Annotated in this window: 12 protein-coding genes; 5 read left to right on the forward strand and 7 right to left on the reverse strand. The window is 60.5% G+C overall.

All coding sequences use genetic code 11. From position 1 onward, the window contains the following. Positions 1 to 1,126: 1,126 nt before the first annotated feature. Positions 1,127 to 1,402 carry a hypothetical protein gene (locus V5E97_RS36830; protein WP_406696519.1) on the reverse strand — a complete coding sequence of 92 codons (276 nt, stop codon included), beginning with the start codon at positions 1,400 to 1,402 and terminating at the stop codon, positions 1,127 to 1,129. A gap of 282 nt (positions 1,403 to 1,684) precedes the next feature. On the opposite strand from V5E97_RS36830, the gene V5E97_RS36835 reads away from it, so the two are divergent. Continuing rightward, positions 1,685 to 2,125, forward strand: coding sequence for a hypothetical protein (locus tag V5E97_RS36835; RefSeq protein WP_406696520.1), 441 nt, complete (start codon positions 1,685 to 1,687; stop codon positions 2,123 to 2,125). Between the two features lie 942 nt (positions 2,126 to 3,067). Here V5E97_RS36835 and V5E97_RS36840 read toward each other — a convergent pair. After that, a complete protein-coding gene (locus V5E97_RS36840) occupies positions 3,068 to 4,444 on the reverse strand; it encodes a tryptophanase (protein WP_406696521.1) in 1,377 nt (458 codons plus the stop codon). Between the two features lie 112 nt (positions 4,445 to 4,556). Between V5E97_RS36840 and V5E97_RS36845 the strand changes: the two genes are divergently transcribed. Next, complete coding sequence (locus V5E97_RS36845; RefSeq protein WP_406696522.1) at positions 4,557 to 6,497, forward strand: acetate--CoA ligase; 1,941 nt, start codon at positions 4,557 to 4,559, stop codon at positions 6,495 to 6,497. A 44-nt stretch (positions 6,498 to 6,541) separates the two neighbouring features. Here the strand turns inward: V5E97_RS36845 and V5E97_RS36850 are convergent, their stop codons facing one another. The 4 genes from V5E97_RS36850 to V5E97_RS36865 form a co-directional block, all read right to left on the reverse strand. Next, positions 6,542 to 7,354, reverse strand: a complete 813-nt coding sequence (locus V5E97_RS36850) for a sulfatase-like hydrolase/transferase (RefSeq protein ID WP_406696523.1) — start codon at positions 7,352 to 7,354, stop codon at positions 6,542 to 6,544. Then, positions 7,246 to 8,532, reverse strand: coding sequence for a sulfatase-like hydrolase/transferase (locus tag V5E97_RS36855; RefSeq protein ID WP_406696524.1), 1,287 nt, complete (start codon positions 8,530 to 8,532; stop codon positions 7,246 to 7,248). The genes V5E97_RS36850 and V5E97_RS36855 overlap by 109 nt, the downstream gene beginning before the upstream one ends. A gap of 178 nt (positions 8,533 to 8,710) precedes the next feature. Beyond that, positions 8,711 to 10,567, reverse strand: coding sequence for an alkaline phosphatase family protein (locus tag V5E97_RS36860; RefSeq protein ID WP_406696525.1), 1,857 nt, complete (start codon positions 10,565 to 10,567; stop codon positions 8,711 to 8,713). 840 nt (positions 10,568 to 11,407) lie between these two features. Beyond that, positions 11,408 to 11,821, reverse strand: coding sequence for a hypothetical protein (locus V5E97_RS36865; protein ID WP_406696526.1), 414 nt, complete (start codon positions 11,819 to 11,821; stop codon positions 11,408 to 11,410). A gap of 558 nt (positions 11,822 to 12,379) precedes the next feature. On the opposite strand from V5E97_RS36865, the gene V5E97_RS36870 reads away from it, so the two are divergent. Next, a complete protein-coding gene (locus V5E97_RS36870) occupies positions 12,380 to 13,942 on the forward strand; it encodes a B12-binding domain-containing radical SAM protein (RefSeq protein WP_406696527.1) in 1,563 nt (520 codons plus the stop codon). A 56-nt stretch (positions 13,943 to 13,998) separates the two neighbouring features. Here the strand turns inward: V5E97_RS36870 and V5E97_RS36875 are convergent, their stop codons facing one another. After that, positions 13,999 to 15,828 carry a UbiD family decarboxylase gene (locus V5E97_RS36875; protein ID WP_406696528.1) on the reverse strand — a complete coding sequence of 610 codons (1,830 nt, stop codon included), beginning with the start codon at positions 15,826 to 15,828 and terminating at the stop codon, positions 13,999 to 14,001. Positions 15,829 to 16,037: 209 nt separating this feature from the next. Here V5E97_RS36875 and ubiE point away from each other — a divergent pair, with 209 nt between their 5' ends. Both ubiE and V5E97_RS36885 read left to right on the forward strand, forming a co-directional pair. Next, positions 16,038 to 16,811, forward strand: a complete 774-nt coding sequence (gene ubiE / locus V5E97_RS36880; RefSeq protein WP_406696529.1) for a bifunctional demethylmenaquinone methyltransferase/2-methoxy-6-polyprenyl-1,4-benzoquinol methylase UbiE — start codon at positions 16,038 to 16,040, stop codon at positions 16,809 to 16,811. Further along, a complete protein-coding gene (locus V5E97_RS36885) occupies positions 16,808 to 17,422 on the forward strand; it encodes a flavoprotein (RefSeq protein WP_406696530.1) in 615 nt (204 codons plus the stop codon). Before ubiE ends, V5E97_RS36885 begins: the two co-directional genes overlap by 4 nt. The last annotated feature ends 3 nt before the right edge of the window (positions 17,423 to 17,425 follow it).

Here is a 17,425-nt window from a genome sequence, read left to right on the forward strand (position 1 = left end):
GGCCGAGCAATGATTGCAGATTGGTAATGATATGTGATTTTGTATGTTCCAGGTTCCGTATACGGTTCTTTCTTCTTGCTGAGCAGCTTGAAATCGAGAAAGGACAGGTCGCATTTCAGGATGGGCGCCTCACTGTCCTTGTGCGTTTCGACTGACCAAACCGTGATGGTCCTAGTGTCTCCAACGGATAACCCTTGCATCCACGTCAAGTCACCCACGGCCTTGAGAATAAATGGAGGCCGTTTACTTCCGATTATATGGAGTTCAAGCAAAAGTTTCGGCGTGATCGGTGAAATTTCTACGTCCATCAGATAGAAGGTAAGAATTCATGTAGGTTCTGAGCGGAATTCTGTGGGCCTGCATCCCGATGAGGAAGCGATTCCACTGGGATCATGACGACCTCGATACGGCATCTCTTGTGAAGCGGTTGATCCGCGATTCGATCCGCCTGAACAAGCGGAGGAAGGAACTGTCTGTGAAATCGTTCGCAGCGCGACCACAATTCCGTCTCGGCCGTGTCGAACGCGATTTGCACCTATGTCCGAATCGGTCGATTTCCAACTTTGCCAGCGAGAGTCACTGAGCTTGGCTGAGGCCTTACGAATTTAAGTAGAATTTGGTGGATCTGTCCATCGTACCCTCTGACCTCATCTCGAGCAAAGCGAAAAACCGGTGATTGTTAAGTTTCTTAATTTCACCTAGCCCTCGCCGCGGCTGGTGCCTACCCAGCTCCTTTCCACCAAACCGCTGTCGCGGTCCTGCGGCTTCACCTCACCGGTCATACGCCCTCCTGAATCATCAATGCGGCGGTAAGCGCACGCTCCTCCCAACCTTGCACGCCGACGACGGTCCTAGTCGAGAGACAGGTTACCCTGATACCTGGGCAGGCGATCACGAGCCAGTCGTCTTCCCGACCTGACCCTCAACTCGCTCGCTTTGTGATGAAGTCGCGCGACGCCGCTGGCGTTTTTCCTTCTGCCGCACCGCCTTCCGTCGCGGGTGAGGGGAAAGGGGTCGGGAGTCGTTTCTGACGCCGCGGCGTTTGATTTCTCGTTTAACGTGAGGATTTCCTCGGACGGCCACGGCCACGCAGGGTCGATCCCAGCCCGAGCGTTTTCGCGGTGTCCTACTGCCAGCGGTCCTCACCAAAGGGCGTTCCGCGGACCACCGAGCGGCAGAGAGCCGGCAGCCCCGCTTCGGTTTCCGGCTGGTTCACGAACGCGGTCCACTGCCGAGGACGCGGGACCGGCCAGGCGTCTACCAGAGTCACCGATGCGACTTGCTGCCCGCGCTGCCAGAGACTTCCCCAGCGCCAGTCCTCCGCCCGGGAAGTCAGGTTAACCCGCAAGGCGTTCCGCTCCACGTACCGGCTCACGGTGAGCAAATGCTCGTCGTCTTGCATCGGAAACGACTTGAATCGTCCCTGGTAGAGCGGACCGGTTCCCTACGTGTGATGCGCGGCGTGCCAGCGCTGCGCGTGTGTCACGGCGAGCCACCGCAGAGACTCAGAGAGGTCGCCGTCGTGCTCCGGCCAGAGCACCAGATGCCAATGATTGGGCATGTCGCCAAAACAGAGCACCCGCATCGGAATCTGGTCCCAGGCCACTTCCAGCACGCGCTAGAACGCGGTGGAGTCGCCTTCGTTCCGAAACAGCGTTCCCCGCCCCACGGCCCGATTCAGGACATGGTACACATAACCGCCCATCGCAAACCGTCGGCGCCGTGGCATACCATCAAAAAACTGAATCGCAGCGGTGAAATCAAGCCGACCCCGTTTCTGCCTCGGCCGACAGTCGTGGATCCAATCGCCGGGGCCGAACGGGAAGTCGGCACGCTTGGCATGCGCTTTGCTGCCGTATCGGAGTCGTCGAACGCGACGTGCGCTTCGGTTCTGTTCCTGATGCCTGAGGATTGCTCAGATGAAAATTGGCTGATCCCGGCTGTGCGTGCCTCGTCGCTGCTCCTCGGTGCGGTACTGCTTCTCGCGGGTTGTGAGTCCAAGGGACCTGCCGAAAAAGCGGGGGAGAGAATTGATAATAGTGTCCAGGACGCCAAGGACGCGATCAATCCCCCGGGACCCGTTGAGGAGGCTGGCCGAGCGGTCGACAAGGCCGTGAAGCCCTGACATCGAAGCAGTCGACAACTTGACTGAGAATGCGCCGGCGCCTGGATGGCTTGCAAGAATCACCAGGCGTTTCGGCGTTGCATTGCATGCAATTTCATATAATCTTCTGATTTGCATGATTTCGCAAATGCGTAAGATAACCAGCATTTTCAATTTTATACTGTTTGCATGATGATATTAATCGTTCCTGCATAATGCGGAGAGGAGATCCAGGCACAAACTCGCCGAAAGCAGGGACAGGTCCGTGACGCACGCAACGGCCCCAAGTCCGTCAGATGAATTGTGAGATGTCGGCCTGGACGATCGGATTAACCTGACATTGTCTGACTGTAAAGCTTCGCCTAACCCGTCATAAATGGATCAACGATTTCCGATTGATCGACGGCCAGAATCCGATTTCTCCCGATAGGGTGGGCACGGTCCACCATCCTATCTCCTTGTCAAAGCGGAGGTTAAGATGGTGGGACGTGCCCACCCCACGGGAATTGTTAGGCCGACGATGATGCCATGGCCGATCGCGTTGACGTCGGGAGAAACGGGTTCGGCGAAGCTTTACGTCTGACTGAGCAGCCGCCCGCTCACGGCAAGGCCCAGGAGGAAAATCGCCGACCTCATCCTCGTCCATCACAAGCCTGTGCGGTTTCGCTGAATCGGGCGGGCGATCGATTCGATGGAGGATCCATATTGCATCCAAGTCGATGCCAGGTCGCCGATCTCTTGCACTCCGAAGATTCGCGCCCTCGTGAGCGATGCCGGCAGAATTCGCTGAGCTCGCGTCAGCGTGCAATCACGCCGCTCCCAGAGAACACTCGGACGAACGTGAACTCGGAGGCTTGTCGGAAGCTGAAGAGAACGACGTGAAGGCCAATTGAGCAACTTGGTTCCGAGTGCACGCACAGACAATTGTCGATTGTTTGGAGAGTGCCGAATCGCGTTGACCGCTCAGTCGAGCATCGCGAATTTCGCGGTGAAATGACGGAGGGTCGGCGGCGCCTCGATGATCCGTAAGCCATGGATCGCATCGCGTTGCTCGGAGAGTTCGATCATCGCCTCAATGGTGTAATCGATGTGGCTCTGAGTATAAACCCGGCGCGGGATGGCGAGCCGCACGAGTTCCATCGGAGGATGAATCGTCTCGCCGGAGTCGGGATCCACCGCGTGGAACATGACGCTGCCAATCTCGACGCTTCGGATTCCCGCATGACGGTAGAGCGCACAGACCAGGGCCTGGCCAGGAAAATGATGAGGGGGAATGTGAGCGCAGAAAGCGGCGGCGTCGATGTAGATCGCATGTCCGCCCGGGGGTTCGACGATTTGGATCCCGGCGGCGAGGAGATGTTCGCCCAGGTAAGCCACGCTCCGGAGGCGATACTGGAGATAATTCTCGTCGAGCACTTCGATGAAACCTTGAGCCATCGCCTCAAGGTCACGGCCGGCAAGACCGCCATAGGTGACGAACCCCTCGGTGAGGATCAGCAGTTCGTTTGCTCGGAGGGCGAGCGCGTCGTTGCGCATCAGGAGAACGCCGCCGATGTTGACCAGGCCATCTTTCTTGGCGCTGATGGTGGCCCCGTCGACGAGGTCAAACATGTCCCGAGCGATCGCCCGGGCGGATCGTCCCGACTGGCCGGGCTCTCGTTGCTGAATCAGAGCGGCGTTCTCGGCAAATCGGCAGGCGTCGAGGAAGAGCGGAATTCCGTGCCGATGACAGAGCTCGCGTACCGCCTGCAAATTCGCCAGGCTCACGGGCTGGCCGCCGCCACTGTTGTTCGTGACGGTCGTCATACAAAGGGGAATGCGCTCCGGCCCCACCTCATCGATCAGGGCTTCGAGCTTCGCGAGATCCATGTTTCCCTTGAACGGGTGGCGATTGCGCGGGTCGGTCCCTTCGGGAATCACGAGGTCCACCGCAACGGCGCCCGAGTGCTCGATGTTGGCGCGGGTGGTATCGAAGTGATTGTTGCTCGGGATGACCTTGCCGGGGCCGCCGGTCAGCTCGAACAAGATCCGCTCGCTGGCGCGCCCCTGGTGAGTCGGGAGGATGTGCTCCATCCCCGTCAGGTCGCGGAGCACGTTCTCAAAGTGGAACCAACTCCGCGCTCCGGCGTATGATTCATCTCCTCGGATCATCCCGGCCCATTGATCGGCGCTCATCGCCGATGTGCCGCTATCGGTCAGCAGGTCGATCATGACGTCTTCAGCCGGGATCTGGAACAGGTTGAAATGAGCCTTGTGAAGTGCCTGCTCTCGCTGTCCCGGGGTGGTGAGCTTGAGCGGCTCGACCATTTTGATCTTAAAGGGCTCGATGATTGTTTTCATGCCGATGCGCCCTGCTGATTGACACCCGGATCGTGGAGGATATCCTGGCGGTCTGCCGGCCGCTCGACTCGGAACGGGCTGTTGCCGACCTGAGCCCCAGGAGTTGTTCGAAATGGCCGACGCGTTCGTCTGGAACCCCACTCAGGATTATATCGAGCGCAGCCACGTCCGACAGTTCATGGAGCGCCACGGCATCACCGATGTCGACGAACTTCGTCGTCGCTCCACCGACGACGTCGCCTGGTTCTGGGGTGCGATGGGCGACGAGCTCGGCATCGAGTTCTTTGAACCGTATGACTCGGTCCTGGATACCAGCGATGGAATTGCCCGGTCGCGTTGGTTCGTGGGAGGCAAGCTCAACCTCGCCCACAACTGTCTGGACCGGCATGTCGCCACACCCCGCGCTGAGAAAACCGCTTTGGTCTGGGAGGGCGAAGATGGCGCGGTGAGAGAGCTCACTTATCGCCAGCTTCTTGAGGAGACGGATCGGCTCGCCAACGCCTTGAAACGGCTCGAAATCGGTCGGGGTGATCGAGTCGGCGTGTTTCTCCCGATGGTTCCCGAGGCCGTGGCGGCGATGCTCGCCTGCGCCAAGATCGGCGCGATCGCGATTCCGATCTTCTCCGGTTACGGTGCCGAGGCCGTGGCAACCCGGCTTCAGGATGGTGCGGCCAAGGTTCTCATCACCGCCGACGGCACCCTCCGACGGGGAGTGGCCGTCCCACTCAAGCCGATCGCCGATGAGGCCGTCGCACTCTCCCCGACCGTGCAACACCTGATCGTCGTCCAGCGCCTCGGCCGCGAGGTTCCCTGGACCTCGGGGCGTGACCTCTGGTGGCATGAGATCACCCAGGCGGAACCAGCGTCCTGTCCCTGCGAGCCGATGGATTCCGAAGCCCCCTGGATGATCGCGTACACGTCCGGGACCACCGGTCAGCCCAAAGGCTCAGTTCACGTCCACGCCGGCTTTCTGGTCAAAATCGCCCAGGAAGTGCTCCACCAGGTCGACCTTCACGACGACGATCGCCTCTGCTGGGTGACGGACATGGGCTGGATCATGGGCCCTTGGAAGGTGATCGGCGGCCTGGCACTCGGTGGAACCCTCGTGCTCTTCGAGGGCGCGCCCGACTTTCCCACCCCTGACCGCCTCTGGCGCGTCGTCGAGGACCACGGGGTGACGATTCTGGGGGTTTCACCCACCCTGATTCGCGCGCTGATGAAGTATGGCGAGGAGCCGGTCAAGTCTCATGACTTGCACCGGCTCCGCGTGCTGGCCTCGACCGGTGAGCCCTGGAATCCAGCCCCCTGGAACTGGTGTTTCCAACAGGTCGGTGGCGGGACTCGTCCTTTGATCAACTTCTCGGGCGGGACCGAGGTTGGCGCCTGCTTCCTCTCGTGCCTGACGATCGAGCCGCTCAAGCCGTGTGCCCTCGGCGGGCCGTCGCTCGGGATGGCGATCGACGTCTTCGATGCGGCCGGGCAGCCGCTCCGCGGCGAGGTCGGCGAGCTCGTTTGCACCAAGCCATGGCCCGGGATGACCCGCGGGCTCTGGAATGATGAGGAGCGATTTCTCCGCTCTTACTGGTCGCGATGGCCTGAGGTCTGGACCCATGGAGACTGGGCCTCGATCGACGACGAAGGGACCTGGTATCTCCACGGGCGGAGCGACGACACGATCAAGGTTGCAGGGAAGCGGATCGGGCCTGCCGAGATCGAATCGGCCGCCGTCGGCCATCCCAGCGTGATCGAAGCGGCCGCGGTCGGGGTGCCGCATGAACTCAAAGGGGAATCGATCTGGTGCTTCGTCGTGCTCGGCCCCAACGTCAAGCCCAGCCCGGACCTCCCCAAGGAGATCCGTGACCAGGTGGCCCACGTGCTTGGAAAGCCGTTCGCCCCCGATCAGGTCCGCTTCGTGAGCGACCTGCCCAAGACCCGAAGCGCCAAGATTCTGCGACGTGTGATTCGCGCTCGCCTCCTCAACCTCGACCTGGGAGACCTCTCGAGCCTGGAGAATCCCGCCGCGCTCGAAGAGATTCCCCAGGCCTCGGGTTGAGTTTCAACGGGTCTCAACGGCTGCCTCAGGTGCATGGCGGGCAGTCACCGCGCCTTAACCTCGGTTGGCTTACCGGCGAGGATCTCTTTCAGATTGGCTCGAAACCGCGTCAACGACGGATCGAGATTCTCGGCGGCGACGATATTGCTCTTCTCCAAGGGGTCCATGTTGAGGTCATAGACCTCTTCCTTGACTCCCTTGTTTTGAATATACACCTTCCCGTCCGAGATGAGCGCCTTGACCTCCCCCAGCGTGGCCGGAATCAGCGGCATCCGAGGCACATGAAGCTTGTGTCCGACCTCAGAGAGCACCGGAGACGTGGCCTGAAGCGGATCCAACGACCCGCTCGAATTCCAGAGCGGAGCGAGTGACGAGCCGGGAAATGGCGACCTGTCCTTGATCGCGAGCAGGTCGACAATCGTCGCCGGGAGATCACGGAGCGACACCGGCTCGGGGACAACCCCCCTGGCCAGGTCCGAACGGCTCGATGGGGGAATGATCAGCAACGGAACGTGGACCTCGCGGCGATACACGCTCTGGCCATGCCCAACGAATCCATGCTCGTTGAAGTGTTCGCCATGGTCGGAGGTCACCACCACCATCGTATTCTCGAGCATCCCCCGGCGCTCGAGGTCGGCGAACAGTCGGCCGATCTGGGCGTCGATGTAGGCGATACAACTTTCATAGGAATCCCGAAGAATATCGATCGCTTCGCGATCGACTTGCGCCGGATCGCCGTCTTCGGGCTTCAACGTGTGGGCGTTGAGGCGCTGATATCGCTTGAGCGCGGCGATCTTCTCTTTATGCGGCCGCTCGGCATGCCCGAAGAGGCGATGAGGGCCCTCGGGAGGACGCATGGAGCATGAGCGTCGTAATAGTTGACGAAGGCGAAGAAGGGCCGCTTGTCCTGTCGCTTCGAAAGCCAGCCGAGCAGGTCGTGATTCAGCAGGTCCGCACTCTTGCGGCGATAAACTTCCGCAAAGCCGACCCGCACCGGGTACCCGACCAGCGGCAGCAGGCAACGGCCCAGGCTTGAGCTCCGGATGATCTCGTAGGGAGAGACCGTCTGGTTTTCATAGTAATCTTCATAGCGAGCAAAACCACGATCAAGGCCGTATCGCCGGTTACAGTAATAGATGTTTCCGACGAACCCGGCCGTGGCATAACCCTGGTTCGAAAGATACTCGGCCAGGGTGGGATAAGTCGTGTCAAGCGCACGATCCCAGCCGACCGACAGTCGGTGATGCCATTGACCAGTGAACATGCCCGCATGGGAAGGAAGTGTCCAGGATGCGGTCGACCGGGCTTCATCAAAGCGAACGCCGCGCGCCGCGAGGCGATCGAGGTTGGGCGTTGTCGGTCGATCATGGCCATTGAGGCTGGCGCTGGCGGCACGGACGTTGTCCATGACGAGAAAGAGCACGTTAGGCGCCTTGGGAGACGCTGGGGGAAGGTTCCCGATCGCGCGACTCTCGGCGGTGGCAACCCGAGTAAAATCCACTCCGATCAGCACGATCAAGCCGGTGCCCAGCAGCCCGAGGCTCCATCGAGTCAGACGAGGAAAGCCCAAGGTACGTGCTTCGAGCCAAGGCCCGATCGACGTGGCAACCCCCATCGACAGGACGATTCGAGCGATCAAATAAAGGCCGTCGAATCTCATCAAGAGGGCGAGGGCAAGCAAGCCCGTCATGGTCAAGAATGCCATTCGACTCGCCAACTGGGGGCGACGCCTGGCGAGCCAGCCAAACAGCAGGCCACACGTCCCAAAGAGCAGAACCTCCGCCAGGGGAATCATCCACATGAAGTGGAGATTCGTGCGGAGCGAGTCCATCGTGATCTTGGGAGTGAGCGCATCCTGAGCGAGCACCAGGGCGAGTTCGAGGAAGCCGGTGACGAGGCCGAAAACGAGCGAGCTCGTGATCAAAAGACGTGGGATGGTTTGAGCGACGTCCTCGTCCTCAGTTCGACGAACGTCGATACGTCGCAATGATCCGATGCCACCGATCCTGTTGCCAAACTCACGTGCGACGTTCACCACAAGCCAATCCTCCTGATCGCCCAGCCGTGGTGGGCTCCTGAAACATGCCTTGGAGCAAAGCTCCAAGGTGTGAGGTCACCGAGACCGGCCCCATCTCCTCCGGAGACCACGGGATGCCTTCGGCGCAGTCGTTGACATCGAAGGTTGACTCGAGAGTCCAAAACCTGGCCGAATATCAGGACTGAGAAAGCAGTGAGTCTCCTTCCATGGCGGAGCCTTTGGGGACCCCCATGGCGTCAAGGATCGTCGGCGCCAGGTCGAGGAGAGCCGCATTCTGTTCCTTGAATGGCTTATTCATAAAAAGCACTCCCGGAACGAGTGATGGATCGACGATATGATCGCCACTCCATTTCTTCCGGTTATCCTCGAAATGTCCCTCGCCCACTCCACCCAACGAGGAACCCCAGGAGATCCGGTAGCCCCGGGAGAAATTCACCAGCAGGTCGGGAGCTTCCTCCACAAAGGGGCCACTGTAGACCGACTCGCGGGGCCGAACGTTCCGAATCGCAACCTCGCTCGTGGCGGAGTCGACCAGGCCTGACAGCCCTTCGGCGATCGAGGTCTTGAGACTGGCGACGTCTTCGAGCTTGACGATTCCTTGGCTCTCTCGCCCCTCGATATTCAGGTAGATTCCGCTCAGCCCGAGTGCGTATGCCTTCGTCTTGCTCCAGTCGACGCTCTTGAGGAAGTCGCCCGCCTCCTCCCCTGGTTTCAAGCCGTCGCGGAGCGTGAGGAGTCCATGGTCGTGGAGCAACGTATTCAGGTTCACGCCACGGCGGAAGCTGCCGAAACCGTGGTCACTGAGCACGATGACAAAGGTGTCGTCATCTGCATACTGAAGCGCTTTACCGACGATCTCATCGCCTCGACGATATTGATCTTCAATCACGCCCGCATAGGCAGTCGACGGAGCCTGGCCGTGATTGGCCGGATGATCGGGCTCGAGGTATCGCCAGAACAGGTGCTGGACCCGATCGGTCGTGTCGAAGAGGCAGTAGAGCAGGCCTTCGTCGAATCGATCGAGCTCGCGGAGCAACATCGCTTCGCGCTCGCGCCAGGCCGTGTCGCACTGGTCGAGGAAGGCGTCTTCGCCAAACCGCTCGTTATTCAGGCCGGCATGATCCTCGACCATACCGGTCGTGTGGTAGAGACCACCGATATCCTCCGCCAGGCTCGCCGCGTAGTCCGCGGGGTGGCTGATCGGAAAGAGTGGCGACTCGACGTCGAAATTGATGGGCGACGCATAAAGCGCAAGCGACGGTTCGAGCTGGACAAGGTGGAACCTGACGAGCCCGCGAACTGACTGGAGCATGCCGAGTTTGAATTTGACCCGGACCCAGTCGCTCCATTGTCCCTCGCGAATCTCGAGCTCTTTGGGAGTGCCCGCCGACCGAAGCAGAACCCGGCGACCGTCGAGATCAGGGTAAAGTGTCACGTCGAACCGGAGATCCCCCCCGCCCTTCGGGTTTCTCGGGCCGATCAAATAGGTTTCGATCGGGCGATCGATTCCTGGCGGGAGCCTCACGATATTTTCACTCTCGCCCGGTTTCACCTCGTTATTCGAGGTGTAATAGGTGGCCGTTCCCAGTCCTCCGCGGAGGTCGGGAACGCCCATCCCCGAGAGCATTCGTCCCCGGAGCGGTTCCGGCGGGTAGGTGCACGGACAGCGCACGATCGTCGAACCGAGTCCTGCCTCGGTCAGGAGGTCCCAGACCGGCTTCCCGCGCCGGAGATTGACGGCCTTGGGAGGGAGGAAGGCTCCTCTCGCTTCGTAACGGTTCAGAGCGAAGTCAGGGAGGTAGGTTCGAGGATCACGTCTGATGAAGTCGAAGATCCCGTGACCGCCAGGGTTCACCCCCGTGGCGAAGGTCGACCAAGCCACAGGAGTTTGCGCTGGGGAGGTGGTCGCAACCCGCGAATAGCCGCCGCGTTTTTTGAGCTCCGCCAGGTTGGGCAGTTGCCCCGCCTCGAGCATCGCTTCGACGATCCGGGGTTCGAGACCGTCCAGACCGATCACGATCGTCTTCTTCATCAACGCCTGAACCTCCTCTGTTTCGTGCGGCTTCCGTCTCGACCCGAAGTCGATCGTGTCACCGACATCTCGTCTGCCGCTCGACCTTCCCGTCGCGGAGGTTGCAAACCGTCCGCCTCTTCATCTCAGCGTCGCGGCTGAGCGGGCTGTTCCGTACCTTTTGGCGAAAAGTGCGGTCCTCGCGTGAGGTCAGCCGGCTTGGGCGTGGTCGAGCCACTTCGCCGCCAACGGAAGAGGAAACGTATCGTGTTCCGTCCAAACATCATGAAAAGGCCGACCACCGTCGCAATCACCGAAGTCATCGGCAACACGGTTTCCGGCCCGAAATAGGCAAGCAAAACGACAGTCGGCACCATAGTCATCGCCTCTTTTTTATCGAGTGTTCAAATTTCGAGTCATCGTTCAGCTTGGTCCTCCACGCGAGAACCAAAAGGACCACGTGTATGGCCGAAGCTCGCGTGCAAAGGAGGCGTCGTCTGGACGAATCGCCGCATTCCTCAGGCGAGAATTCGCCAGATCGTCTCGAGTCGATTCCCTCCTCCGGCATGCGTCAAGGCAGGTCCGAAGGTTGATGACCGGGGGTCACTCGTAAGCTTCCCGGCACAATGCGACTCGGAGGACTGGCGGCTGCCGTTGAATCCGCGGTGGCGGCGGTCCGCTCTCACTATTTGCTTTGAAAAGCCGGGTAAATCAGGACGACAGCAAAGTGATATTCGATCGGTGATCGAACTCGAGGTCACCTATTGTGAAGCCACCCGAGCCGCGCAAGTCACCTCGAGTCGACTGATGGCAAGCGAAACCCGCTCTGGATGCGACGGTGCGCGAATACCAGAGCGGAACTCAACAGATCAGTCGGTGGAGTCTCCAGGGTCGCACGACGGACTTCGCGGAACCGAGAGCGTGCCGCCCCCCAACCTGTGCCCGACACACCGCGAACAGAGCGGGCGGAAGGTTCACCCCAGGTTTCAGACGAGCGGGAGCGACCTGATTGGAATCAAGCTTGAGACCCGATTCCGGCCAACTCGGCGAGCCGAAGTTCTCGGGAAATTCGTCACCAACCGCCAATTCCAAGGGGAAGACTTCGGGCTCAAGCAAATCACCCCGAACGGAAAGTCCGTTGCGATGGGGTGCCAGCCGCGTCGCTTCAAAAAAGGCGCCGGGCGGAAGCTTCTGGGTCAGCAAGGAGAAATCGAGGAGATCCGGAGTCGCCGCCTGAAACGCGATTGCGATGAGAATCAAGCGTCGGAACGTCAACCGTACAATCCTGGCTCGATCCATGAGCGCGGCGTCCACCAGAAGAAACGTCGGATCCGTCCGAAAGTCTCCACATAATTATCGGTAGTATCGGAATAATCGGCCTCCGATTGAACCCCAATCTTCCGGAATTCTTAAGCTGGCAAGTCGGGATGAGATTGTCATTGCTCCCCAATGACTTACGTATACCCGAATAATTTAAGACTAAGGGGACACGGCATCGCCCGATTGTCGCGGTTGTGGCCCACTAGGGTTGACTCGCCCAATAGCACTGGTTGTTCGCAACAAAATAGGCAATATGGGTCAATAGCCCCATGCCGACGACTTCTAGATTTTCAATCATCAGCACACTATAATAGCTTTGCCAAACCCGCTCCGTCTCGACGTGAAACCGAAACTGCGGAGCCGGCATGAGCACCCGATTCCCTGAGGGAATTGAACCAAGGCTCTTGTGACTCTGACTGGCTGTTGCTAACCTCGCGCTTGCTCCGGACTTTAGGTCACCACGCCGAGGTTCGGCATGGGATCCGACGGTCGCCCGTGGCCGAGACTCGCTCGATGGCACGCATCTGCCTGATAAACCCACGCTTTCCGACGTCGTTCTGGGGTCTGAATCATGGCCTTCCCTTGCTCGGCAAGAAGGCCAACATGCCGGTCCTGGCCCTCCCCGTACTCGCGGGACTCACGCCCGAGGAGCACGAGGTCGTCCTTATCGACGAAAACGTGCAGGAGATCGATTTCGAGGCACTCGAGGGCTTCGACATCGTCGGTCTGACCGGAATGACGGTTCAGCGCGACCGGATGCGCGACATTTTGCTCGAGCTCCAAGCGCGCGACATCTTCGTCGTGATCGGCGGTCCTTGGATCACCGTGGCTGAAGACTGGTTCCGCGGCCTGGTTGACGTCATGTTCGTCGGTGAGGCGGAGGAGACCTGGCCCCTCTTTCTGGAGGACTGGAGCCGAAACGAATGGAAGCCGCGGTACGAGCAGGCGGAAAAAACCGACATGACCAAGGTCCCGCTCCCTCGCTATGACCTGGTCCCGTTCCGCGAATATGCGATGGGGTGCATCCAGACCTCGCGTGGCTGCCCGTTCCAGTGCGAGTTCTGCGACATCATTGTGATCTTCGGTCGCAAGCCGAGAATCAAGACGGCCGAGCTGGTCGTGGCCGAGATTGATGCCCAGCACAAGCTCGGCGTCCATGTCATCTTCCTGGTGGATGACAACTTCATTGGCAACAAGAAAGCGGCCAAGGTCATCCTCCGCGCGATCGTGGAATGGCAGAAGCAGCACGGCTACCCGCTCGCCTTCTTCACCGAAGCCTCGCTCGACCTCGCTGAGGACGATGAGCTGATGCAGCTCATGGCGGAAGCCGGAATGGTCGCCGTCTTCATCGGCGTCGAGAGCCCCGATGAAGAGGCGCTCCGCGAAACCAAGAAATATCAAAACGTCCGCGGTGGACTGATCGAACGAGTCCACAAGGTGCAGGCCGCCGGGCTCGAGGTCTACGCGGGGATGATCGTCGGATTCGACAGTGATGATACGGGGATCTTCGAACGTCAGTTCGCGTTTCTCCAGCGGGCCCGGGTCATCGGCGCCATGGCCGGCATGCTCTCGGCGATCCCCAAGACCCCGCTTTACGACCGCCTCGAGGCCGCGGGCCGACTCGATAACGCCGCGGCTGACGACCCGAGAATCGCAACCAACGTGATCCCGCTGCTCATGTCCCGCGAGGAGATGCGCGACGGCTGGCTCGACCTGATGGATCGGCTCTACGACGCGGAAAACTACTTCGAGCGGTTCGATGAGCTCTTCATCAAGGGGAAGCTCCCCTTGGCGAGCGCCAAGATGCGCTGGCTCCGCCGACACAAGCCTCTGGCCTACCTCAAGAACCAGACACTCACGATCCTGGGCGCACTGGGTATGCTCTTTCGCCTCTGGACCGATCCACGAACGAAGCCATACCGCCCTGTTTATGCCAAGTATCTTCGCAAAATGCTCCTCTCCGGTCGCCCGCCGCGTTACCTCTTTCAGTTCGCCTGGAAATGCATCCTCCATACCCACTTCGCAACCATGACCCGGCAGATGGTCCGTGGCGAATCGCGACTCGTCAACACATAAGCCTATGACGGAAGCGCGGGCGGATCGCCCGCGCTTCGTCGCACGCAACGCCTGGGTTAGAGAATCCCGTGCAATGGCCGTCCCGGCCCTGCCAGGGCATCGACCCTGCGTTCGATGGCTGGATCATCGATCAGGGGCGGGGCGTGGTGCGGCTTGATCCGGGCGTCGATCACCAACGGACCGGCACACCCCCAGTGCTTCTGGGTGATCGATGCGCCGATGCCTTCGATGTCGGACGCAGGATTCGAGCGGGTGAACGTCACCCAGAGAAAATTCTTCTCACTCCTCGCGGCAAACGCACTATCGTCGACGACGACAATCAAAGGGAACCCGTCGACTCGATCCCTCAACCCATCGAATTCCGTCAGACGTCGAAGTCCATCCGTCCCCGGTTCGTACGGTGGCCCTTGAATCACGAGAATCCCGGGCAATGCAACCCGGGGCGAATGAAAACCGTCCGGGAGACGTAGCTCCGCCGGACGCTCGGTCGATAGCGCTCGACGGATCGGCCCAGCGGCGGCGATCACGACTTTCGACCCCTGATTGAAGCCGTGGCCCGAGTAGTCGAGCGTGTCAATCGTCGTCCTCGTTTGAAAATGGAGGTCATTTTCCCAGTCCACCCGCTCGAGCAGGTGACGGAGGAATCGCGGGACATCGTCGATCTCGAGGCCTGGGTCGTCCTCATGGGCAACGATCAAGAGATACTTCGCGAGCGACATTTGTCCTTGGCCAAGGATCGCGTTGGCGGTGGTCAGGATTTCTTGCGGCCGACGGACCTCGGCATAAGGAACATAGCGCTCGCTGGCAATCGCCAGGAGCAGCGGGTGGACGCCGGCCGCATCGACCGCGTGGACCGCGTGGACTCCAGGGATGACGGTCGGGACGAGGGGGCCGGTCAGGTCGTGGATCAATGCGCCGAACGAGGTGTCTTCCTGGGGGGGGCGACCGACCGTGGTAAACGGCCACAAGGCCCCAGGGCGATGATAAACCTGCTCAACGCGAAGCACCGGAAAATCGTGCGTCAAACTGTAGTAACCAAGGTGGTCGCCAAACGGACCTTCCGGCTTCCTGATCTTGGGGTCGATCGTGCCGGTGATCACGAAGTCGGCCTCGGCGGGCATGGGCAGTTGCCCCGAAGGAGAGACCATCCGGATCCGGTGCCCGGCCAGGGCTCCTGCAAAACTCAATTCCGGGAGTCCCTCGGGCAGCGGCATGACGGCAGCAACCGTCAAGGCGGGAGGCCCCCCGACGAAGATATTGACGCGCAGCGGCTCCCCGCGGCGGATCGCCGCGGCGTGATGGACTCCGATCCCGCGATGGATCTGGTAGTGCAGGCCGATCTCGCGATTCAGCTCGTACTGGTTCCCCGAAAGCTGAACCCGATACATTCCCAGGTTCGACTTCGAAAGTCCGGGCCGATCGGGATCTTCGGAATAGACTTGCGGCAAGGTGATGAAGGCGCCACCGTCCCGGGGCCAGGACTGGAGTTGCGGTAGCCGATCGATCGTGGTCGTCTGCCCGAGGATCGGGCCGCGGGCGACTCGCCTGGGAAGTAAATGAAGCGCGGTGTTCGGCACACCCCGGTATCGCCAGGGATTCCGGAACAGACTGGGGGGATTGACTTTGAGCTCGACGAGTCGCCGGACCGCCTCAAGGGTGTCGCGGAACAAGAAACGAGTTCGATCGAGTGTGCCGAACAGATTGCCGATCATCCCAAACGGACTTCCCTTGACGCGACGGAACAGGAGCGCGGGCCCTTGGGCCTCGTAGACCCTGCGCTGAATGGCTGCCGCTTCAAGGTAGGGGTCGATTTCCTCGTCGATCTCGACCAGCATCCGGTGCGTCCGCAGGTCATCCACGCATTCGGCCAAGGTGCGATAGCCCATATCGATTCGGCAACTCCCGGCGTTTTGGTGTCGGAGGGTTCACAAGACAAAGGGTAGGAAGTCGACCGAAGATCGCCAAGAGTAGTCTGAGTCGACGCTTTCGGCAGGAAGTGCAATATCGAGTCGTGCCCTATTGACGATACAATCAGAGGGGTCAGGTGCGAGGAGGTCGAATCGACCCGCTTTGGGAACCGCAAAAGGGAATGGGAATGTCCACGGAGACCGAACCGGCAGCGCGGCAGAACGAGGCGGAGGTCGTCGATAAATCGTCGCAACGCGTGCGCTCGATGTTCACCTCGATCGCAGGGAAGTACGACCTGCTCAACCACCTCTTGAGCCTGAATGTCGACCGCCTATGGCGCCGCTTCACCACGAGGACGGTTCCGCCCGAGCCGGGTGTCCCGGTTCTCGACTGTTGCACCGGCACCGCCGACCTCGCCTTGGCCTACGACCGGGCAAGTCAGGGACGTTCGCCAGTCATCGGCACCGACTTCTGTCACGAGATGCTTCGCCTCGGCGACGGCAAGGTCAAGAAGGCAGGAGCGAGCGACCGCATTGTCCTGGTCGAGGCAGACACCCAGCGCCTTCCTCTGCCGAGCGACACTTTCGGGATCGTCACGGTCGCGTTCGGCCTGAGAAACGTGAGCGACACGGTGCGCGGGATCGACGAGATGGTCCGGGTCGCCCGGCCCGGCGGAAAGATCGCGATCCTGGAATTCTCTCGACCAAGAGGTCCAGTGCTCGGCCGCCTCTATCTCGCTTTCTTTCGACACGTGCTCCCCAAGGTCGGCCAGGCGATTGCCCCGAATCAACACGACGCCTACCACTACCTGCCATCGAGCGTCTTGCAGTTCCCCGATGGCCAGGTCATGCTCGACCTGCTCACATCTCGAGGCTTGGATAACACAAAGCAGTACCCACTGACGTTCGGCATCGCGACGCTCTACGTCGGAACCAAGTCAGGCCGAGAGTCGCTGGGATGAGTGCGATCCCCCCTGCCCTCGCCCCACCACTCCCCGGTACTGTCCAGGTAATGACCGACTCCAGCGGTTCCCCATACGGCGTGGCTCGCCAGCACGCGCTCGGCCAGGCCGGGCGCACCGTCCAACTGACGAGCGGTGAGAGCGGAGCACAAGTGCCACGCGAAGAGATGAACATCAACGTTTCCTCAAAAGACTTTGACGTTTCTGTTTCCAGAGACGTCGAACCGCAACGGGTCGTCTACCATTCCCTCAAAGACGTTTCCGACGGCATCGCGCGTGGAATGCGTCCCCTGGCCTCGATTGCCTACGGGATAACCAGAAGCCGGATCACCCGCGCAGCCGAAGTTCATCGGAAAGAACGGCGAACGTTGATTGTCGTCCCGCGCGAGCCCCCCCTCGGCCAGATTCATCTGGAAAACATGCCCGGCGTCTCGCGTGCGGGCGCCCTGGTCTTACCGGCGATGCCCGGCTGGCATCCTCGTCCCAAGTCGCTTGACGGCCTGGTCAAGTTCGTGGTCGCGCGAAGCTGCGACCAGCTTGGCGTAGATCGGCCGGCCCGACACTGGGGGGAAAGTCCCTCTCCTGCCACTGGAACCCGCGGAGCCTCCTGATTC

Origin of the sequence: Singulisphaera photorubra (assembly GCF_045290345.1) — a bacterium.
Classification (GTDB): domain Bacteria; phylum Planctomycetota; class Planctomycetia; order Isosphaerales; family Isosphaeraceae; genus Singulisphaera.